The organism is Vibrio diazotrophicus (genome assembly GCF_038452265.1).
Lineage (GTDB): Bacteria > Pseudomonadota > Gammaproteobacteria > Enterobacterales > Vibrionaceae > Vibrio > Vibrio diazotrophicus.
Map to the genome: position 1 here is coordinate 2292572 of NZ_CP151842.1, position 22554 is coordinate 2315125.

Sequence of the window (22554 nt, forward strand, 5' to 3'; positions counted from 1 at the left end):
AAAATCTAACGTTGTTAAAATTTAACCAAAGCTGAGCCCCAGGTGAAACCGCCACCAAAAGCTTCTAATAATAAGTTTTGACCACGTTTGATACGACCGTCACGAACCGCTTCATCAAGCGCTGTTGGAACAGTAGCCGCCGAAGTGTTACCGTGTTTATCCAAGGTTAATACTACTTGGTCTAGAGACATAGAGAGTTTTTTCGCTGTCGCAGAAATAATGCGATAGTTCGCTTGATGCGGAACCAGCCAATCCAACTCAGACTTATGCATGTTATTTGCTTCTAACGTATCTTTAACCAGCTTAGACAACTGAGTCACCGCAACTTTAAAGACTTCGTTACCAGCCATGTACAACCATTTGTCAGCATCACCACCACGCTCAGCGACTGGTAAACTCAATAATTCACCAAATTCACCATCTGAGTAGATGTGGGTTGAAAGAATACCCGGCTCTTTACTTGCCCCCAGCACAACCGCGCCTGCTGCATCGCCAAATAAAATAATGGTTGAGCGATCCGTTGGGTCACAGCTTTTTGACAATGCGTCTGCACCAATAACCAGTGCATTTTTACACATGCCTGTTTTAATGTGCTGATCTGCAACCGAAAGCGCGTAAATAAAGCCAGAACACGCCGCTGCTAAGTCAAATGCTGGACAGCCTTTAATGCCTAATTTCCCTTGAACCTGACAAGCAGATGAAGGGAACGTATGGCTGCTGCTTGTGGTCGCGACGATAATGAGATCAATGTCGTGTTTATCAATGCCCGCCATTTCGATCGCATTTTGCGCTGCATAAAACGCCATATCTGCAACTGTTTCATCTTCAGCTGCAATACGACGCTCGCGAATACCGGTACGAGTGACAATCCACTCATCACTTGTATCTACCATTTTCTCTAAATCAGCGTTAGTACGCACCTGAGATGGCAGGTAGCTGCCAGTACCTAAAATTTTGCTATACATGAAGACTAATAATGCCTCTCGAGTAAAACCGCTTCCAAACGATCGCTTATACGGCTGGGTACTTGTCGTTTAACTTCATGCACCGCCTCTGATATCGCATTCACGACAGCGGATACATCAGCACTTCCATGACTTTTTATTACAATGCCGCGCAATCCTAGCAAACTTGCGCCGTTATACTGGTCGGGGTTCAGTGTTTTTAACTCAGTAAATAGTTCAGAAAACAGCTTTTTCGCAATCCAACCTTTTATAGATGAGCCTAAAAACTTATTTTTTAGCCTATCGATAAAAAGTTGTGCCGTTCCTTCACACGCCTTTAAACAAACATTGCCAACGAAACCATCGCATACGACAACATCTGCTGCATCAATTAATAATTGGTTCCCTTCAATGTAGCCGATAAAATTCACAGCGTGTGTTTGACTCAGCATTTCTGCACAACGTTTAACTAAATCATTACCTTTAATCTCTTCCGCACCGATATTCAAAATCGCTACACGAGCAGGTCGACCTAAATGTTGCTCAGCTAATGCTGCACCCATCACTGCAAATTGAAATAAAGAGTCTGCATCACTAGAAACATTTGCGCCTAAATCCAGCATCCATGTTTTACCACCTGACGCGGTGGGCAACGCTGAAACCAAAGCGGGACGATCAATACCTGGCAATAGTTTAAGCCTAAAACGGGATAACGCCATCAATGCACCGGTATTGCCAGCACTGACACACGCATCAGCTTGACCGTCAGCGACAAGATCAATAGCCATACCCATAGAGGTACCAACACTGTGACGCAATGCCAAAGAGGGTTTTTCTGAATTCGAGATGACGCGGTCACTATTTACGACACTCAAGCGAGCGTTCGGTTCGCAACCTAATAAAGAAAGTTGTTGGGCGATCTCAGTTTGATCACCGATGAGAGTCACTTTTAGCTCTGGGAAATGCGACAGTGCCTGCACGGCGGCAGGCACTGTTACGCGAGGACCGAAATCCCCGCCCATTGCATCAAGTGCAACGGTTAAATTTTGCAAAGGTCAACCTTACTTGTTGATAACCTTTTTACCACGGTAGTAACCTTCAGCAGTTACGTTGTGGCGTAGGTGAGTTTCACCTGAAGTCGCGTCTACAGATAGTGCAGCTGCAGTTAGCGCATCGTGTGAACGACGCATACCACGACGTGAACGTGTTTTACGGTTTTGTTGTACGGCCATTGACCCTACTCCTATGTTAATGGTCTCAAAGAATTACTTCTTCAAACTTTTTAAAACATCGAATGGATTCGGTTTATCTTCCAAAATCTCTTCTGGAATCTCACCAAACACCATATTGTCTGATTTAACGCTGCAATCCGCATCTTCATGCATTGCTACTTGAGGCAAACTTAAGATGAACTCGTCTTCAACTAGCTGAATCAGGTTTACTTCACCGTACTCATTAAGATCTACCAAATCGTAATCGTCGGGAATTTCTTCATCACTCTTTTTCCCCGTAATCGGAGAATAAGTGAATTCAATTTCGCACTCGTGTGCGAAAACCTCATTACAGCGCTGACACTCTAAATCAACTTCGATGTTAGCTTTACCAGAGATAACTACGAGTTGTTGTTCATCAAGCCCAAATGACAATGAGACTTGTGCGTCGCGTTTTACGCTAGCGACTGATTCATCTAAGCGCTTCAAAAGACTCATTTGGATGATGCCATCGTAATCAAGTCGTTTTTGAGCCGCTTTGCCCGGATCAACCGTTCGCGGTATCTTTACCTTTTGCATAGGGCGCGAATATTATCTTCCAAAACAGATTTAGTCAAAGAAAAAGGTTAAAAATACAATTTTTTCCCTTTTCACGGAGAGAATTATGGTCAACAGCATTGAATGCTATATGCTGCACATAAACTTAACGATAATTGTAAAGTAAAATGCAAAATTACCAACTAGTTTTAGCTTCCACTTCACCTTTTCGTCAGCAGTTGCTGAAAAAGCTCGATATCCCTTTCATTACCGCACAGCCCAATTGCGATGAAACACCCCACACAAACGAGTCGCCTGAAGCTTTAGTACAAAGACTAGCAGAACAAAAAGCACGCTCTTGTGTCGTTAAAACCCCAAGTTTAGTCGTTGGCTCAGATCAAGTTTGCGTCATTGACGGACAAATCGTTGGTAAACCGCATACCAAGCAAAAAGCGGTTGAGCAGTTGATGAGTCAAAGTGGGAAAGCGATTACCTTTTACACAGGCTTAGCACTGTATAACTCTGAAACGCAAAAAAGTCAGGTTACGCTAGATACGTTCACAGTGCATTTTCGCCAACTTAATCAAAAGATGGTCGAATGTTATGTTGAAAAAGAAATGCCTTTAAACTGTGCAGGCAGTTTTAAAAGTGAAGGGTTAGGAATTGCCCTATTCGACAAACTCGAAGGTGACGACCCAAATACATTAGTAGGTCTTCCACTTATTAAGCTTATCCAATTGCTCGAAAACGAAAGTTTTACAGTTCTATAAACTTCATCGAACTATCAAACTGAAAAAGGCTTGTTTATCACAAGCCTTTTGTTATTTGGCAGAGCGCATTTGAGTGAGCGCATGCTCAAGTTTGCTATCCAGAGGAGCGTTAATTTCCATTTGCTCTTCCGTCGCTGGATGAACAAATCGAATGTTCGCAGCGTGTAAGAACAAACGGTCAATGCCGAATTGGGCAGTATAGGCATCAAAACGGCGATCACCATATCGGTCATCCCACGCAATTGGATGCCCCATATATTGAGTATGAACGCGTATCTGGTGAGTTCGGCCTGTTATTGGGCTCGCTTGAATCAACGTCGCCTGTTCAAACTTTTCAAGGATCTTAAAACGCGTTTCTGAAGGCTTACCGTTAGAATTGACTCGAACAATACTATTCACTTCGTTCTTTAGCAGCGGCGCGTTAACGACCTTCCACTTGCTCTCCCACTCCCCCATCACCAGAGCAAAATAGTATTTCTGTACTGTTTTCTCGCGAAACTGAGCTTGTAGATGACGAAGTGCCGAACGCTTTTTAGCAACCAGCAAAATACCCGATGTGTCGCGGTCAATACGATGTACCAGTTCCAGAAAGCGAGCTTGTGGACGTAACGCACGTAAAGCTTCAATCGCACCAAACTTTAGGCCACTACCTCCATGCACCGCTGTTCCTGACGGTTTGTTCAAGATCAGTACATGGTCATCTTCATGGATAATGCAATGTTCAAGTTCCGCAACTTTGTTCAGCTTGGTACTTGGCGCAGTTGCTTCTTCTGCCTTCGCTTCAATCGTTACGGGTGGAACACGAACCACGTCTCCAGCTTCCAATTTATATTCAGCCTTCACTCGCTTTTTGTTTACGCGCACTTCACCCTTTCGCAAGATTCGATAAACCATGCTTTTAGGAATTGATTTTAATTGGTTACGCAAAAAATTATCGATGCGTTGACCAGCCATATCTTCATCTATATCGATGAACTGGACTTGGGTTCTGATTTCGTTCATGGCAACTATTCTAACTGAATCTACGTGAATTCACATTTTCTTCGTGATTAAAAATCGCTTTTCGGATGCTTTTTTTTAATAACTCGTTGAAATAAACATCACATTGCTCATTGCGCCCGAAAATTGGGCGGTTTGTTATTGATAAAATGCAAACTTCTCTTTCATTTTGCTCAGATTTGACACTGACTAGGAAACACTTTTGGACATGGCTTGAAATTTTTAAGCGCTTTCTAATAAAGCACATTGCTGTGACTAGCAGTCACTGCTATAGTTCACACCTGCAATAATTGAACTGGTATGTTTCTATTTTTACCGTTTTATTAAAGCAATAAACGAGTAGTAAACCTATAACTTGGTGCTGCATTGGCGTAAGACATTTCAGGTTAAGGTTTCTTGTTGCTCTACTCTTCGCCTTTCATGATGAGTAAATCCGCCTCTATGCGGATCACAGGCTGCTTATGCTTGTGATGACTGACGTGCCCTCAGAGCATCCCTCCAGCCGGGAGGCTGTAATGAATTAAGCCATGGGATCTGGCACCGTGAAAGCGAACCAAACGCGACAAGAACAATAATCAAAACAAAGAAAAAATTACGAGATTTTTAAATGAAAAGAATGCTAATTAACGCGACTCAGAAAGAAGAGTTGCGTGTCGCTTTGGTTGATGGCCAGCGATTGTTCGATCTTGATATCGAAAGTCCTGGACATGAATCTAAAAAAGCGAACATCTACAAAGGCCGTATTACCCGTATTGAACCAAGTCTAGAAGCTGCTTTCGTTGATTACGGCGCTGAAAGACACGGTTTCCTCCCTCTCAAAGAAATTGCCCGCGAATACTTCCCAGATGGTTATACCTATCAAGGCCGTCCAAGCATAAAAGAAGTGCTTAAAGAAGGTCAGGAAGTTATCGTTCAAATTGAAAAAGAGGAACGCGGTAGCAAAGGCGCAGCTCTAACAACTTTCATCTCTCTTGCTGGTAGCTATTTAGTTCTTATGCCTAACAACCCTCGTGCCGGCGGTATTTCTCGTCGTATCGAAGGTGATGAGCGTACTGAGCTAAAAACAGCATTGAGCTCTTTAGAATTACCACAAGGTATGGGCCTCATCGTTCGTACTGCGGGTGTTGGCAAAAACGGTGAAGAGTTAGAATGGGACTTAAACGTTCTACTTAATCATTGGGCTGCAATCAAACAAGCGTCTGATTCGAATCCTGCGCCATTTCTGATCCACCAAGAAAGTAACGTAATCGTGCGAGCGATTCGTGACTATTTGCGTCGTGATATCGGTGAAATCCTAATTGATAGTAATACTATCTATGAACGTGCTCTAGACCATATAAGTCTAGTTCGTCCTGATTTCGTAAACCGTGTTAAGAAATACGAAGGTGAAGTGCCGCTATTTAGTCACTTCCAGATCGAAAGCCAAATCGAATCTGCATTCCAACGTGAGGTTCGCCTTCCTTCTGGTGGCTCAATCGTTATTGACCCAACAGAAGCACTAACTTCTATCGATATCAACTCAGCTCGCGCAACTAAAGGCGGCGATATCGAAGAGACTGCTCTGAACACTAACCTAGAAGCTGCTGACGAAATTGCACGTCAATTACGCCTACGCGACTTAGGTGGTCTAGTTGTTATCGACTTTATCGATATGACACCAGTTCGTCACCAGCGTGAAGTAGAAAACCGCTTGCGTGACGCTGTTCGCCTAGACCGTGCTCGAGTACAAATTGGCCGCATTTCACGCTTTGGCCTGTTAGAAATGTCTCGTCAACGCCTAAGCCCTTCTCTAGCAGAAGCAAGCCATCATATTTGTCCACGTTGTTCGGGTACGGGTGTAGTTCGTGACAACGAGTCTCTTGCGCTATCTGTTCTTCGTCTTATCGAAGAAGAAGCATTGAAAGACAACACTGCACAAGTATTGGCTGTAGTGCCTGTTTCCATTGCTTCATACCTATTGAATGAAAAGCGTCGTTCAATTAACCACATTGAACGTATCCAAGAAGTTAGAATTACTATCGTTCCAAACTCAGACATGGAAACACCTCATTTCGAGGTAGTTCGTGTACGTGAAGGTGAAGAGCATGAAATTCTTTCTTACTTGATCCCAAGAAAACTTGAAGCACTAAAAGAAGCTGAAGGCAAAGAACTTGGTGAACCTGATTTACGTCCAAAACGCATCGAAGAACCTGCTCTGAAAGGTTTTGCGTCACCAGCTCAGTCAGCACCTGCGCCAGTTGCAAAACCAAAAGTAGAAACGCCTAAAGAAACCGTTGTTGTTGAACAAAAACCTGGACTGGTTAACCGTTTCTTTAAAGCTTTAGCTGGTATTTTCGCTTCTTCAGAAGAAGAGAAGAAAGAACAGGTAAAAGAAACAAGCGAAGCAGAGAACGAGCGTAAGAAACAGCCTCAACGTCGCGAACGTAACGACCGCCGTCGTAACAACAACTCTCGAGACAGAAATCGTCGTAAGCCAAATGATAAGGCGAACGAAAAAGTTGAGAGCGAACAACCTGTTGTAGCAACTGAAAGCAAACAGCAAGAGCGCAAGCCTAAGCAAGAGCGCCGTAACAAGCGCGACCGCAATGATACGAAGTCGAACAAACTTCAACAAGAAGGCCGCCAGTTAGCAGCTGAAGCACAGCAAGAAGTGGTTGAAAAACCTGCAAGCGAAGCGCAACAAACAAAAGCGGCTGCAGTTAAAGAGCGTCGTCAACGCCGTAAGCTTAACAAGCAAGTTCGCGTGAACAATCAACCATCTGAAGAAGCAGAAATCGTTGAGAATTCATTGAATGCAGATGTTCAAGCACCTGTTATTCAAGAACCTAAAGTTGAGTTGACTCAAGCGAACATTGATACTGATAACAATGCAGAGCAACAAGATGAACAGAAACAGCGTCGTAACCGTCGTTCACCTCGTCACCTACGAGCAAGTGGTCAGCGTCGTCGCCGTGGTCGTGATCGTCGCCCTAACCCATTCCGCCTACGCAAAGGTGGTGTAGCTTCTCCAGAGATGGCTATGGGTAAAGTCATGCCACGTTACGACTTAGCTAAACCTGTGGTTAAAGCTCAGCCTCAAGTTGAAGCGGTAATTGAACAAGCCGTTGTATCAACACCAGTATTAGGTGGCTACGCATTCCCAGAAATGGCAATGGGTAAAGTGATTGTTCGTCGTGACGTAGCTGTTGCTGAAGCGCCAGTTGAGAAAGCTCCAGAGCCAGTGGTTGAAACGCCTGTCGTTGAACAGACTGTTGTTAAACCAGCTGCTGTTGAACAAACACCGGTTACTCAACCAGAAGTGGAACAAGCCCCAGCAGTTGAAACCATTGAACAACCGACAACAGAAGCGCCTGTAGCTGAAGTTGTTGTGGAAGAAGTAGCAGAACAAGCGGCGGAGATCCCTGTACCCGTAGTTGAACCAGCGAAGAAAGCGAGTGTTACAGCTCCGGCAAAAGGTCATGCTTCATCACCAATGACTAAAGCTTCTGGTTCACAAGAGGTGAAGGAAATTGAAGTTAACGCTGCACCTTTCCGCACTGAACGATACGCACCTATTGGTGCAGGTAGTCAAGTCGCTCGCAACCAAGCCGGTTCTGCCATGGCGAAACCTCAAGGTTACTAATTAGAAACCATGTAAAAGCCACCTTCGGGTGGCTTTTTTATTATTGCAGCAGGCTCATTACTCTTGATTATTGGTTCAATATTGAACTTCATCACACAATTCTGTAGCATCCGCCATTCATCTTTAACTTAACGCGTTCAGCCTATTGAATACCCTTTTTGCCAAACAACATTTATTTGGCACATCCCATTTCGATTCAATGAGCGTTTTAAATAAAGTCGGTTCACCATTAATTATCAGGAAAAACACTCAACTCATGTTTGAATTTCCCCAGTTTTCCAAACACTCTGTAAAAAATGACGCTCTTTCGGGTCTTACTGTTGCTTTAGCACTGGTACCAGAAGCGGTTGCATTCGCATTTGTAGCCGGTGTTGACCCTATGGTTGGTCTGTACGCCGCATTTATTGTTGGTCTTGTGACTTCTATTTTCGGTGGACGCCCGGGCATGATCTCGGGAGCAACAGGCGCAATGGCTGTAGTAATGGTCAGCCTAGTATCAAGCCATGGTGTCCAATACCTGTTTGCCGCCATTTTGTTAACGGGAATACTGCAAATTGCAGCCGGCCTATTTAAACTCGGTAAGTTCATTCGCATGGTGCCTCATCCTGTCATGATTGGTTTCGTGAATGGCTTGGCTATTGTTATCTTCCTAGCACAATTAGGTCAGTTCAAGGCACCTGATATGAGTGGCGCGCTTAGTTGGCTTCCAAGCGATCAGTTGTTCCTAATGTTAGGCTTGGTCGCTTTGACGATGGCTATCATCCACTTTCTTCCTAAAATTACCACTGCAGTTCCATCTTCATTAGCAGCGATAGTTACCGTCACTTTGCTGGTTCAAGGTCTCGGGTTAGAAACTCGTACTGTTGTCGATTTCTTGCGTGCAATGTCGGGTAATGAAGGCGCAACACTTGCTGGTACGCTGCCAACATTTGCCTTCCCTATTGTTCCAATGACACTTGAGACTTTACAAATTATTCTTCCGTATTCTGTTATTTTGGCAGCTATTGGTTTGATTGAGTCATTGCTGACGCTGACTGTTCTAGACGAAATGACTAACACTCGTGGTAAGTCTAACCGTGAATGTATGGGACAAGGTCTTGCGAACATTACCTGTTCTGTATTTGGCGCTATGGGTGGCTGTGCGATGATTGGTCAGTCAATGATTAACATTAATTCTGGTGGTCGTGGGCGCTTGTCAGGTATTGTGGCAGCGGTGATGCTACTGGTCTTTATCCTGTTTGCTTCCTCACTGATTGAAATGATCCCACTGGCTGCGCTAGTTGGCGTGATGTTCATGGTGGTGATCGGTACGTTTGAATGGGCAACCTTCAAACTTGCTCGTCGTGTACCTAAGCAAGATTTCTTTGTCATCGTACTAGTAACGATTGTTACCGTGTTTACCGACTTAGCTATTGCGGTAGGAGTTGGTGTAATTGCTTCTGCACTTATGTTTGCTTGGGAACACGCAAAACACATCTACGCAACCAGCCAGCTTAATGAAGAAGGTTCCAAAGTTTACAAAGTTAATGGCCCTATATTCTTTGGTTCAGCTGCGAACTTCTTAGAATTATTTGACGCGCAAAACGATCCACAAGATGTGATTGTCGATTTTGCTCAGTCACGTGTTGCTGACCACTCAGCCATTGAAGCGATTGAAACTCTGGCGGAGCGCTACGCTTCTGTAGGAAAAACACTTCATCTACGCCATTTAAGCCAAGATTGCCGTGCATTGCTTCATAAAGCAGGCAGCCTAGTCGAAATAAACGTGAAAGAAGACCCTAGCTATAAAGTTGCTACAGATGTGCTTGCAGGCTAACTGACAGCTTCTTCAATCAACATTTCTAAGCCTCTCAATTGAGAGGCTTTTTGTTATATATCCATTTGATATGGCAACCGATTAGTTGCATAGTGATATGCCTGTGCTCGTCTTGTGTCATCTCTGGCACAACAACTTTCTGTTATCTCTTTGGATGTTCTTAGCATGACATGGATTCTGTTCACTCTATTCGCCGCTTTTATGCAATCTTGGCGCAACGCTTTTCAAAGTCACTTATCTGGCGATGTAAAAACGGCTGGAGTCACTTTGGCTCGTTTTCTTTGGGCAAGTCCTATAGCTGCTCTGTATTTAATCACTTTGTATGTCATAGAGCCCATTGCTCTACCCAATTTTAATTCACTCTTCATCACTTACATTGTCGGTGCTGCGACAATGCAAATCGTTGCGACAGCGCTTATGGTTAGGCTGTTTAAATTTAATAATTACGCCGTAGGAGCTGGTCTTGCCAAAAGCGAAGCATTAGTTGCCGCATTGTTAGGCATGCTTTTCTTCGGCACTCACCTGACATTATTGGGATGGTTCGGGGTATTTGTTGGCGGTATCGGTGTGTTCTTACTCAGTACTCAAGGCAGTTTTCGTCAAATATCCTTGCCCACCGTTATTTTGGGGATAAGCTGCGGCAGTGCTTTCGCGTTAACATCGTTATGGGTTCGAGAAGCCAGCATCGCTCTAGGATTACCTTTTCCTTACGGTGCCGCTTGGGTTTTGCTGTTAGTTATATCCCTTCAAACACTCATCCTAGTCGCATATTTAACCCTCAGAGATGTGGATACGCTAAAAGCTTTATTCGCCAGACCTAAAATAGTCTTCTTAACCAGCTTTACCAGTTGTCTAGGCTCAATAGGCTGGTTCAGTGCGATGTCTTTGCAAGCGGTTCCTTATGTAAAAACTCTAGGGCAGGTAGAAATCTTTTTTACGATGTTGATATCTGTTCTCTGGCTTAAACAAAAAGTCCGAATTAAAGACGGCTTTGGGCTAGTTCTTGTGGCTCTCGCCGCTATTCTAGTCATGTGGACTTAATATCAAAAAGAAGGCAATCTTCAGATTGCCTTCTTTTTAAAAAATTACATATTGTAGCCAGGCTCACTTGGGTTATATGAAACCTTATAAACTTTAAATACTCTCGCACCAAAGCCAGTACCACCGGTAAAGACTATTCGGCCTTCTCCTTTGTATAAAGCTTCAACTCTCGCTGCATCACTACCAAAATAGAATGGGATAAATGATTTACCTGTAATATAACTCAATGTATCAGTAGGTTGACCAATGGTGTCATAGACCTGCCCCATTGACATACCAACCTTTACCTTCGCGAACTTACTCTCAGCAGGGATATTCCCTGTTACTTGCGTAATATTTTCCTGTGAGTTGGTAACTTGAGTGGTAGATGTCGATTCAGAAGTACTAGCGCAGCCAATAATGAAATTAGTTACTAGAGCAAGCCCCAAAACTTGCAATACAGCTTTTTTATTCATTCAATTTTCCTTAGATTTATAATTACTATCTTTATTATTTTCGTGCATAGAATAATAACTATTCATAACGCACACAATATATATCTACATGATTTTCATGCATTATTCACGTTATCGATAAAAATTATAGATAATAAAAATTTTAATAGATAATTAACCCTTATGTGGCAACCCAAATATAGTCAGATCCATATTTGATTATTATCCTATATCTGTTGAATAGACAAAAAAAGCCCCACCGAAGTGGGGCTTTTTGTTTCTTGATTTGGTAATCGTGCTAGCGAAAACCTATCTCAAATTAAGCTTTTACTTTTTTATCTGCTTTAGCAGCTGCTGGAGCTACTTGGTCAGCTTTCTTCTTGATTACAGTAGTACCTTCGAAAGTTTCACCTTCAACGAATGCTTTACCGTAGTAAGAAGAGATAAGTACTTCTTTCAGCTCAGTGATTAGAGGGTAACGTGGGTTTGCACCAGTACATTGGTCATCAAACGCGTCAACCGCTAGTTCTTCAACTTTCGCTAGGAAGTCAGCTTCGTTAACACCCGCAGCTTGGATAGACATTGGGATATCAAGGTCTTTCTTAAGCTCATCCATCCACGCTAGTAGACGTTCAATCTTCTGAGCAGTACGGTCACCAGGTTGAACTAGACCCAAGTGCTCTGCAACTTCTGCGTAACGACGACGTGCTTGTGGACGGTCGTATTGAGAGAATGCAGTTTGTTTAGTTGGGTTATCGTTCGCGTTGTAACGTACAACGTTAGAGATAAGCAGTGCGTTAGCAAGACCGTGTGGTAAGTGGAACTCAGCACCAATCTTGTGAGCCATTGAGTGACATACACCCAAGAAAGCGTTCGCAAATGCTACACCAGCGATAGTTGCTGCGTTGTGTACTTTTTCACGTGCGATTGGGTCATTTGCACCATTCTTGTAGCTTGAAGGTAGGTACTCTTTTAGCATCTTAAGTGCTTGAAGAGCCTGACCGTCAGAGTATTCGTTCGCAAGAACAGATACGTATGCTTCAAGAGCGTGAGTTACTGCATCGTAACCACCAAACGCTGTTAGAGACTTAGGCATGTTCATAACAAGGTTCGCATCAACGATAGCCATGTTAGGAGTTAGCTCGTAGTCAGCTAGTGGGTATTTAGCACCAGTCTTGTCGTCAGTAACAACCGCGAATGGAGTAACTTCTGAACCAGTACCTGAAGTAGTAGTAATACATACCAACTCAGCTTTTTGACCCATTTTAGGGAACTTGTAGATACGTTTACGGATGTCCATAAAGCGCATAGCTAGTTCTTCGAAGTGAGTTTCTGGGTGCTCGTACATAACCCACATGATCTTCGCAGCATCCATTGGTGAACCACCACCTAGAGCTAGAATCACGTCTGGTTGGTAGCTAGCCATTTGAGCTGCACCTTTCTCTACTACAGATAGAGTTGGATCTGCTTCTACATCAAAGAATGTCTGAACTTCCATACCTTGAGCTTTAAGTAGTGAAACTACTTCATCTGCGTAACCGTTGTTGAATAGGAAACGGTCAGTTACAAGGAATGCGCGTTTTTTACCTTCTAGGTCGCTAAGAGCGATTGGAAGGCTACCACGACGGAAGTAGATTGACTTAGGTAGTTTGTGCCACAACATGTTTTCAGCTCGCTTAGCAACAATTTTCTTGTTGATTAGGTGTTTAGGACCAACGTTCTCAGAGATAGAGTTACCACCCCATGAACCACAACCTAACGTTAAAGATGGAGCAACGTTGAAGTTGTAAAGGTCACCGATACCACCGTGAGTAGTCGGAATGTTGATAAGAATACGAGCAGTCTTCATCTTGTCACCGAAGTAACGAATACGATCTGCGTTTACGTCTTGGTTAGTGTAAAGACCAGAAGTATGACCGATACCGCCGATTTCAACCATTGTTACAGCTTGGTCAACAGCGTCTTCGAAGCTATCCGCTTTGAACATACCTAGACATGGAGATAGTTTCTCATGTGCGAACTCGTCGTCGTAAGAAACTTTACCAAGACCTTCACCGATAAGAACTTTAGTATCAGCTGGAACTTTAACACCCGCCATTTCTGCGATAGCAGAAGCAGGTTGACCAACGATTTTCGCGTTTAGCGCACCGTCGATTAGGATTGTTTTACGTACTTTGTCAGCGTCAGCTTTGCTTAGTACATGAGCTTTGTGAGAAGCGAAACGCTCTTTAACTTCGTCGTATACATCTTTATGAACGATTACAGCCTGCTCAGAAGCACACACTACACCGTTATCGAAAGTTTTAGACATAAGAACAGAAGCTACTGCACGTTTGATGTCTGCTGTTTCATCGATAACAACTGGAACGTTACCTGCACCAACACCGATAGCTGGTTTACCAGAAGAGTAAGCCGCTTTAACCATGCCTGGACCACCAGTAGCAAGGATAAGTGCGATACCTTCGTGTTTCATAAGAGCGTTAGATAGCTCTACAGATGGTTGGTCGATCCAACCGATGATGTCTTTTGGCGCGCCCGCTGCTACTGCTGCGTCTAGAACCAGTTTAGCTGCATCGTTTGTAGAATTTTTAGCACGTGGGTGTGGTGAGAAAATAATACCGTTACGAGTCTTCAAAGAAATCAAAGATTTGAAGATTGCAGTAGATGTTGGGTTAGTTGTTGGGACGATACCACAGATGATGCCCACAGGCTCTGCGATAGTCATTGTGCCCATGCTTTCGTCTTCTTCTAGAACACCACAAGTTTTTTCATCTTTGTATTTGTTGTAGATGTATTCTGAAGCGAAGTGGTTTTTGATTACTTTATCTTCAACGATACCCATGCCAGATTCTGCTACCGCTTGTTGCGCTAGAGGAATACGAGCTTGGTTAGCTGCAAGAGATGCTGCACGGAAGATTTTGTCTACCTGCTCTTGAGAGTAAGTAGCAAACTCAGCTTGAGCCGCTTTAACGCGAGCTACTAGAGCATCTAGTTCAGCCAGATTAGTTACAGGCATAATGGATCTCCTAAAATAAAAAAATTTAAAATTAAAAACTCTTTATTAAGCATGTTGCATATGTGTTTTTATCAAAACTTCAGAGACTTAATAACAACGAACTTAGTAAATTGCTTTCATGGCTGAGTATAATATTTCACTACGTGAAAAAAATTGACTCAGATCAGTTATGAAAAACTAATTATCCCTTTATAGGTAGAAAGCACCAAAGATACCAACTAACCAATTGTATTTATTGAAAAATTCCTCACAAAATAAACTGGTTAAAAATACTGCATTCGAACTGAAAATCTAAAAAAAATACAACATCGTGTAAAAAAGTTTCATTTTTGTACAACATTACTACATGTAGACAAGTTTTCATGTGCTACTCATAGTATATCCATTTCATTTTGACTCTCCAGTAGATGCACTTTTTTTTATCAAAACTGGGGGGATGTTAAAAAATCCCATAAACAAGTCGATTAATGCACACATATTTGAAACAACTAATTTTCAATTATCGACCATAATTAGTTTTTCTCACGTATAAGCTGCAAAAAACAGCAAATTTTTTCATTCGCGATTTTGCTATGTTTGACTTAGATTACGCGCAATTAATTTCAATCCTATGAAAAATAAGAGAACCTAACATGTCGTTCGAAATTGCTATTTTTCTCCAGTTCTTTCTGGGCTTGGTTGCCGCAGTTAATCCTGTAGGAATCATGCCGGTTTTTGTTTCCCTTACTGGGCACATGACTCCAGAAGAGAAAAACAAAACCGCCGCTACTGCTAATACTGCTGTGGCCATCATTCTGATCACTGCGCTGCTTGGCGGACAAATGCTGTTAGACATGTTCAGTATTTCTCTGGACTCATTTCGTGTCGCCGGTGGTTTATTGCTTATGAGCATCGCCTTTTCGATGATGAGTGGTAAGTTGGGTGAAGATAAGCAAAACAAACAAGAGAAATCGGAATACATCAGCCGCGAACAAATTGGTGTGGTTCCGCTGGCAATGCCACTAATGGCGGGCCCTGGTGCTATCAGCTCAACCATAGTATATGGCTCTCGCTATCCGGGATTGATGGATACCACAGGTATTGTCGTCACGATTGTATTTTTCGCGTTGTGTTCGTGGTTGTTGTTCCGTTCAGCGCCCTATATTGTGAAATTGTTAGGCCAGACTGGCATCAATGTGATCACGCGTATCATGGGCTTGATACTTGGCGCATTAGGCATCGAATTTATTACCAATGGCTTACGTAGCCTATTCCCAGGATTGGCTTAAACGCTAGCCTAAGGCTATGATAGAGCGATAAAAAACGTTAGGTCGCTCTATCATGTCTTTCTCAAATGAAAATTTAAAACATCAGCTCTATGTCATCATCTTTGGAACTCACACCAAAGCGGGTAAAATTTTCGACATCGCACTTATTATCGCGATTTTCACCTCTTTGATCGTACTGGTTCTAAGTTCCATCCCAAGTTTTGATGCGAAATGGCGTGAAGAGTTCAAACTGATCGAATACGGATTTACAGCTCTATTCACTATTGAATACTTAACGCGACTCTACTGCTCACCAAAACCCAGCGCATACGCAAAAAGCTTTTACGGTGTAATCGATCTTGTCGCGATATTGCCGACATATCTCGCAATCTTGTTCCCTTCTGCGTCATTAGTTGGTGTCGTTCGAGCACTGAGAGTCATGCGTATCTTTCGTATACTTAAACTGGTTCGTTACCTTCAGGACTCCAATCTGTTGTTAAGATCATTGTTGGGTGCAAGAAGAAAAATCATTATTTTCTTCAGCACGGTAGCGATACTGGTCACCATCTTGGGTTCCTTTATTTATATCATTGAAGGGCCAGAAAACGGTTTTACTAGCATTCCGCAAAGTATTTATTGGGCAATTGTAACAATCACTACCGTAGGTTATGGCGACGTTGTACCACAGACAACACTAGGTAAAGGCTTAGCGGCACTTACCATGTTATTAGGTTATTCAATACTTGCTGTGCCGACGGGCATTATCACCGCAGAGCTACATCAAGAAATGAGTGCACACAGAGCATTAGTGAAATGTCCTAACTGCTCTTTGGCGGGGCACGAGTCAGATGCTCTATTTTGTAAGCATTGTGGAAGTGAATTGGCAGATCCTGATAAGCGAGTGGTACCAGTCAATACGACGAAAACATAGCGGATGTTAGAAGCTTAAAACTACGGATTAATACATGGGTGGTTCGACTCACTCAGTATCGTTAACCAGTATCGGAGATGAGATAAACCATCTCCGATATTGTTTATGCGACAGCTGATTGCTCCTCAAAGATTTCATACCCTCCTTCTGGATAGTTTCGTTTAGCCAAATACATCATCTGATCGGCTCGTTGAATCAAAGACTCAGCATCAAGCCTATTCGCTGAATAGAAGGCAACACCAATACTGGGAGGAACAATGACTCTGGCTGTTTGTGCCCCTTCAAGGATATGTGGTTCGGATAAGACTTTTACAAATTTATTCGCGACAACAGAAGCATTTGCTCGGCATTTTAACCCTTTTACGATGACTGCAAATTCATCCCCGCCAAGACGGTAAACATTATCTGAACTTCGCAGGACTTCTTTCAGCCTCTGCCCGACATTCTTAATGACCAAATCTCCAGCTGCGTGGCCATACTTGTCATTGACGTCCTTAAATTTGTTTAAGTCCATGTAAAATAAACCATATTGGTGTTCTGTATCTTCCATCATATCGAGATGATTATGGAACGACCGTCGGTTGGGGATCTCTGTGAGTTGATCTGTGTTTGCGTATTGGTGAAGCTGGCTATTGAGCTCTTTCTGCAAAGTAATATCTTGATAAGTTCCTGCAACGGTAAGAGGAATTTGACTGTGAAATGCCCTCTTGATAACTCTACCTCTCACCAAAATCCAAACCCAGTGGCCAAGTCTGTGCCTTACCCTAATCTCAGTCTGGAAAAAACTGACTTCACCATCCAACTTAGACCGCATATTTTCTTGGGCATCAGCCCAATCTTCAGAATGACAAAGGGGCTTCAAGCTTCCCCGTTTAATCGGGAAATCCGCCCACCGCTGGTAACCAACCATAGCGTAGGCGTAATCATTCAAAGCTAATTGATCACTTTGAATATCCCACTCCCAGGTCCCAATATTGGCAGCCCAAATCACATCCGACAGTCGTTTCTTTTCATCTTCGAGTTGGGTTTTAGTGCTTCTCTGATTTATCAGCAGTCGACTTAATGCTACCAAGGCAGAGACAAGAAATGTTGATAGCACAGTAAATGTAATTAATTGACGTTGATGAGTAGATCTCAACTGAGCGGATTGTTCTTTGACCATATCGTCGAGTCGATGTTGAAAGTGCCAGAGTCCTTCTTGAGCCGAACGGTATTCAGAAATATCTCGAATAATTGAATAGAGAACGGGCCTGCCTTGATAAGAAATAGGAATAGACGACACTTCAACGGTTTTTAAATTTCCGTTTTTTAACTGGTGCTTGAAAATGAAGTAGTTTCTTTTCTCTTTTCGAGCTAGCTGCATTTCTGCTTGAGTCGCCTCTTTGCTGAGGGTATTAATCTCTTGAATCTTCATAGATTCTAATTCTGAAATTGAGTAGCCGTAAAACTCTGAAGCAGAAGAGTTGGCTTTAACAATACTCCCTGTCACAGGATGGATTAGTAACATCACCATTTTGTGCTCTGCAAATGCCTTAACCCCATCGAGAGCATAGACTTCGAAAGAACCTAGAAATGTAATCAGTACAATGATAATGAGATTTTTAACGCAAAGTATAAGTGACATAAACCTAACTACAGCCATCAACAAGGTACATTTCAAAAATCATTCAGTGAGCACATGGAACATATTCAGCAAAATGATCTTTTTGTATTATTTAGTACCTCTATTTATGACTGGTAATGCTAGCAACCACTGGCACAATAAAAATAGGCGTATGCCTTTTGCAATGTAGGATATATCTCGCGTTGTGTGAGGATAGCTTATACGAATAGTGGCGCTTGTTTTCAGACTCTACTCAGGCAAGTGACGAACAAAAAAAAGCGCCCTAAGGCGCTTTAGATATTTGAACATATTATTATTTTTCAGAAAGAATAATACGAAGTGTACGACGTAGCGGCTCAGCAGCACCCCAAAGTAATTGGTCACCAACTGTGAATGCATTGAGGAAGTCATCACCCATTGCCATCTTACGTAGACGGCCAACAGGGACAGACATAGTGCCTGTAACTTTCGCTGGTGATAGTTCTTTCGCGGTAATGTCACGTTCGTTAGGGATCACTTTTACCCACTCGTTGTGAGAAGCAATAATCTCTTCGATTTCATCCAAAGGTACACTTTGTTTTAATTTGATAGTCAGTGCCTGAGAGTGACAGCGCATCGCACCAATTCGAACACAAGTACCGTCGATCAGCACTGGTGAATCTTGAGTGCCAAGAATTTTGTTCGCTTCAACACCCGCTTTCCACTCTTCTTTGCTTTGACCATTGTCGCGTTTCACGTCAATCCAAGGGATCAAAGAACCAGCAAGTGGAACACCAAATTGATCCGTTGGGAAAGATGAAGAACGCATGGTTTCCGCCACTTTCTTATCGATATCAAGAATAGAACTAGATGGGTTAGCAAGTTCAGAACTTACAGAGTCATTAATAACACCCATTTGAGAAATAAGTTCGCGCATGTTCTGTGCGCCAGCACCAGAAGCAGCCTGATATGTCATAGCGCTGGTCCACTCAACCAGACCTTTTTCAAATAGACCACCAAGACCCATTAGCATCAAACTAACAGTACAGTTACCACCAACGAAGGTGTTAGTACCCGCGTGGATACCTTGTTGAATTTGCTTCAAGTTTACAGGGTCTAGCGTGATGATAGAGTCTGATGCCATACGTAGAGTTGAAGCAGCATCGATCCAGTAACCTTTCCAACCTGCTTGACGCAATGCTGGGTATACCTTTTCGGTGTAGCTGCCACCTTGACAAGTAATGATAGCGTCAAGCTGTTTTAGGCTCTCAATATCAAAAGCATCCTGAAGCATGCCAGCGTCTTTACCTAAGTTTGGCGCAGGAATACCAATTTGTGAGGTACTGAAGAATACTGGTTCAATTAGATTAAAATCACCTTCTTCAACCATACGTTGCATGAGTACCGAACCAACCATGCCACGCCAACCTACTAAACCTACTCTCATCGCACTAATTCTCCGTGTGTTCTTGAAAAAACAATTGACCATCTATAAGTGGTTCAGACAAAAATCTCAAGCGTTTCTTATAAAAATGATTATATTGCTGCTTTATGACAAGGAAAACGACGCGATTCGCTTCCCTACACAGCTAAATCTTATAAGTATACTAACTTAACACAACTATCTGGCTTTAAAAGGCATATTAGTAACAAAATGTTCGCTATATTCAGGATATTTGACGATAAAACTTTGAATAAGAACGATAAATAACCGATAAAAAATCATCTCACTTTTCTTCAGAAAAAGAAAACAAAATAAAAATAACATTTAAAAACAAAGTATTAGAGATAATGATAAATCATTACCTCAAACAACACTTTTCATATTGGAATAGCATTCTACAAAATAATCAGGAATTAACTAAAGTTGAGTTAAATATTTCATCTAGAAACAGAAATCTCTAACACTACTCGACAAAAACAACACAAAAATGACTCACAACAAGTCAACTCGAACGTTGCCAACCAAAAAACAACATTTAATAAGAATTAACAGCTAAAAAGATGCTTGCTCCAACCAAAACTGAGCACTTTTAACCGTTTCATCTAAAGATTTTGCCAAATTCTGAATTTCTTCATCCGTAGGAATTTCTTCTCGTTTCAATTTTGCTTCAATATCTATTGCTATAATTCTTAACTCATTCGCTCCAATAGTACCTGCGACGCCTTTTAGACTGTGTGCGGTTCTCATTGCTGCGCCTAAATCAGACGAGATTTGCATCTGGAGTTTTTCACAATCTTCATAATGATCTTCAATAAATACACGCAGCAGCATTTTCACAGATTCTTTATCATCATTAAGCGAACTTAACATTTGAGGAATATCTATCTTGGACTCAACAGATGTACCAACCATAGGCAAATAATGACCACCAGCCAAAACCTCTTTTTTCCCTATATTCTGAACAGTACTTTGTTCCGTAGCTGACGAAGCCTCGCCATTGCAAAGCGACTCAACCGCGTGTTTGCATTGCCTTTGGAAAAAAATCACAACAATAAGCAGGCTGGCAATGAGTAACCCACTTAGAACCAACAACAAAACATTAATAAAGCCGAATAACTTAAAATATTCATTTTCAAGGGTGTGTAACTCTTGATAGATCTCGTGTTGTAGTAGCCTATTCACTAGGTTTCCGCTTTCCGCATACTGACTTAATAGTTTGGAAACCTTTGCTAGAGTCAGTTGCAAATGCTGTCGGTCATCTGGCGACATCGCTTGTGACGCAACCATGATTTGATCTAAAGATCGATAAATTTCAGGACTTTGCTCACCTTCGGTAAATAACGCTTCAAAAAGATAAGCACCTAACTCTACGTAATAGCGCCTGATATCGGGTTGATTCTCATATTCTGAGCGCAACAATTTAAGCTGCTCAACCATATCGAGCACATCCAAGTCCGAACTTAAGAACATCTGGCTTTTTTCAATAAACTTATCAATAACATAAACTAAGTGCGTCACATCAGGCTGAAATACGGAGTCTTCATAATCCGCTTCTAACTGCACTCGTAAGGAATAGATTAACTGGACATTGAGAGACATGTCATTGGTGTGAATAACACGATAGGGAGATCTAAAATGCAGAGAGTTGTGAAATGACATGATGTGATTGCCTAATTCGACAACATCGTCGCTCATTTTGGCCGTTTGCCTGTATTGGACAAATATGACCGACACACAGAGCAGCCAAATAACGCCAATGATAGCTATCGCTTTATAGACAAATTTGCCTTGATGATGCTCTAAAACCATTCCTTGTCCCAGCATTCAATATTGATTAAATACAATAATATACCTTCCGCATTCAACTTGCGTAGGTTGGTTCTCAAAACTCGAGTCTTAATGTGAATAAAAAAGAGAGCTCATAGGCTCTCTTCCAAAATGACACTGATTAAAAATAACTAACTTTTACGCGTTAGCTGATCTCGCAGATTTGGTGGAGTACCTTTGATGGTAAGAGTATCGGTTTCCGGATCGTAGAAAACGCGCTCACCCATCAATAAACTGTCAAAACTGATGTTCAAGCCGCCACCAGCACCGACATACTTGGTCAGTTTTCTCATCGTAGAACGATCGCCAGGGAAACTTTCCTCTAATTCGTAACCATGCTCACGCGTAAAGTCCATAAAGCTGGTGCCATCCTGAGCTGGAGGTAATTCACCTGACAACTCTTTCACCTGAACTTCTTCACCCGCTTTTATTTGATCATTGCAGTAATCGTAAACTTGTTTCTTGTAGTTAATCGCTTCGTCTTTTTCCAGCTTTGAATCGCTACAAAAATCTTCAACTGCTTGCATCAGAACTTTGTTTTGCACTTTCGCATCGAGGCCAACTTCCGCTTGAAGGAAATCTAAAAAGAAATCTGAAACTTTACGTCCAACACGACCTTTAATGTAAGTAAGGTAGCGATTCGATTCTTTGTCCGTTTCAAAACTCGACAAATCCACACGGGCAACAATATCCATTTTATTGATATCAAGATAGTCAGTTGCACTTATGTCTAACCCTTCGGTCACCTTCAAACTTTGATTCAAAGGGAGAATACCAATCAAAAGATAATCGGTGGCTAATGACTGATATTCAGCCATCACCAAGATACCCTCATCGGCAAATGGATATTTCGACAGTTCGTCTTTGAGACGTTGCGCACTGATTTGAGAAAAATCGTAAAACGAACGCTGACTTTGACGCATTTCTTGCAACCAGCTTTGAAAATCACTGTCAGACTTGAAAGAACCAAAACCTTTACCCGCTTTCGCATTAAAAACGCGATGCAACTCGGATACTAGGTTTTCTGTTGATGTATCATTATCAAGAGATTGAGCACGGAAATTAACCGTAAGCTCGTCGTTATTATTTTTGCTTAGTTGATGCAAAATGACATTGGAAAGGTGCAGACTCAT

General features: G+C 42.3%; 17 protein-coding genes. 6 read left to right on the forward strand and 11 right to left on the reverse strand.

Going from position 1 to position 22554, the window contains the following annotated elements; all coding sequences use genetic code 11:
* Positions 1–14: 14 nt before the first annotated feature.
* Genes AAGA51_RS10410 through yceD form a run of 4 tightly spaced genes read right to left on the reverse strand, consistent with a single transcriptional unit; the run spans position 15 to position 2734 of the window.
* Complete coding sequence (locus tag AAGA51_RS10410) at positions 15–965, reverse strand: beta-ketoacyl-ACP synthase III (protein ID WP_042483594.1); 951 nt, start codon at positions 963–965, stop codon at positions 15–17.
* A gap of 5 nt (positions 966–970) precedes the next feature.
* Positions 971–1996, reverse strand: a complete 1026-nt coding sequence (gene plsX / locus AAGA51_RS10415) for a phosphate acyltransferase PlsX (protein WP_042483596.1) — start codon at positions 1994–1996, stop codon at positions 971–973.
* Between the two features lie 9 nt (positions 1997–2005).
* Positions 2006–2176, reverse strand: coding sequence for a 50S ribosomal protein L32 (rpmF, locus tag AAGA51_RS10420; protein WP_000290732.1), 171 nt, complete (start codon positions 2174–2176; stop codon positions 2006–2008).
* A gap of 33 nt (positions 2177–2209) precedes the next feature.
* Positions 2210–2734: a 23S rRNA accumulation protein YceD gene (gene yceD, locus AAGA51_RS10425; protein ID WP_042483618.1), complete on the reverse strand. Its 525-nt coding sequence runs from the start codon at positions 2732–2734 to the stop codon at positions 2210–2212.
* A gap of 146 nt (positions 2735–2880) precedes the next feature.
* On the opposite strand from yceD, the gene AAGA51_RS10430 reads away from it, so the two are divergent.
* On the forward strand, positions 2881–3462 hold the full coding sequence (locus AAGA51_RS10430) for a Maf family protein (protein ID WP_042483620.1): 582 nt from the start codon (positions 2881–2883) through the stop codon (positions 3460–3462).
* Positions 3463–3513: 51 nt separating this feature from the next.
* On the opposite strand, the gene rluC is transcribed toward AAGA51_RS10430, so the two are convergent.
* Positions 3514–4464 carry a 23S rRNA pseudouridine(955/2504/2580) synthase RluC gene (gene rluC, locus AAGA51_RS10435; RefSeq protein WP_042483623.1) on the reverse strand — a complete coding sequence of 317 codons (951 nt, stop codon included), beginning with the start codon at positions 4462–4464 and terminating at the stop codon, positions 3514–3516.
* A gap of 604 nt (positions 4465–5068) precedes the next feature.
* On the opposite strand from rluC, the gene rne reads away from it, so the two are divergent.
* The 3 genes from rne (at position 5069) to AAGA51_RS10450 (ending at position 10940) form a co-directional block, all read left to right on the forward strand.
* Positions 5069–8083, forward strand: coding sequence for a ribonuclease E (gene rne, locus AAGA51_RS10440; RefSeq protein ID WP_042483625.1), 3015 nt, complete (start codon positions 5069–5071; stop codon positions 8081–8083).
* A gap of 256 nt (positions 8084–8339) precedes the next feature.
* Complete coding sequence (locus tag AAGA51_RS10445) at positions 8340–9899, forward strand: SulP family inorganic anion transporter (RefSeq protein ID WP_042483627.1); 1560 nt, start codon at positions 8340–8342, stop codon at positions 9897–9899.
* A gap of 165 nt (positions 9900–10064) precedes the next feature.
* Positions 10065–10940 (forward strand): DMT family transporter, encoded by an 876-nt coding sequence (locus AAGA51_RS10450; protein WP_042483629.1) that lies wholly within the window; start codon positions 10065–10067, stop codon positions 10938–10940.
* Between the two features lie 44 nt (positions 10941–10984).
* Here AAGA51_RS10450 and AAGA51_RS10455 read toward each other — a convergent pair whose 3' ends face one another.
* Entirely contained in the window at positions 10985–11395 is a 411-nt protein-coding gene (locus tag AAGA51_RS10455) for a hypothetical protein (protein WP_042483631.1), read from the reverse strand.
* Positions 11396–11693: 298 nt separating this feature from the next.
* Positions 11694–14390 (reverse strand): bifunctional acetaldehyde-CoA/alcohol dehydrogenase, encoded by a 2697-nt coding sequence (gene adhE, locus AAGA51_RS10460; protein WP_042483633.1) that lies wholly within the window; start codon positions 14388–14390, stop codon positions 11694–11696.
* A 632-nt stretch (positions 14391–15022) separates the two neighbouring features.
* Between adhE and AAGA51_RS10465 the strand changes: the two genes are divergently transcribed.
* Both AAGA51_RS10465 and AAGA51_RS10470 read left to right on the forward strand, forming a co-directional pair.
* A complete protein-coding gene (locus AAGA51_RS10465; RefSeq protein ID WP_042483635.1) occupies positions 15023–15658 on the forward strand; it encodes a YchE family NAAT transporter in 636 nt (211 codons plus the stop codon).
* A 52-nt stretch (positions 15659–15710) separates the two neighbouring features.
* Entirely contained in the window at positions 15711–16568 is an 858-nt protein-coding gene (locus AAGA51_RS10470) for an ion transporter (RefSeq protein WP_042483637.1), read from the forward strand.
* A 103-nt stretch (positions 16569–16671) separates the two neighbouring features.
* Here AAGA51_RS10470 and AAGA51_RS10475 read toward each other — a convergent pair whose 3' ends face one another.
* From AAGA51_RS10475 to yejK, 4 genes are all read right to left on the reverse strand, one after another.
* Positions 16672–18192, reverse strand: coding sequence for a diguanylate cyclase domain-containing protein (locus AAGA51_RS10475; RefSeq protein WP_167828600.1), 1521 nt, complete (start codon positions 18190–18192; stop codon positions 16672–16674).
* A gap of 292 nt (positions 18193–18484) precedes the next feature.
* A complete protein-coding gene (asd, locus tag AAGA51_RS10480; protein ID WP_042483641.1) occupies positions 18485–19597 on the reverse strand; it encodes an aspartate-semialdehyde dehydrogenase in 1113 nt (370 codons plus the stop codon).
* A gap of 549 nt (positions 19598–20146) precedes the next feature.
* Positions 20147–21403 carry an Hpt domain-containing protein gene (locus tag AAGA51_RS10485; RefSeq protein WP_167828601.1) on the reverse strand — a complete coding sequence of 419 codons (1257 nt, stop codon included), beginning with the start codon at positions 21401–21403 and terminating at the stop codon, positions 20147–20149.
* A gap of 149 nt (positions 21404–21552) precedes the next feature.
* Positions 21553–22554 carry a nucleoid-associated protein YejK gene (gene yejK / locus AAGA51_RS10490; protein WP_042483643.1) on the reverse strand — a complete coding sequence of 334 codons (1002 nt, stop codon included), beginning with the start codon at positions 22552–22554 and terminating at the stop codon, positions 21553–21555.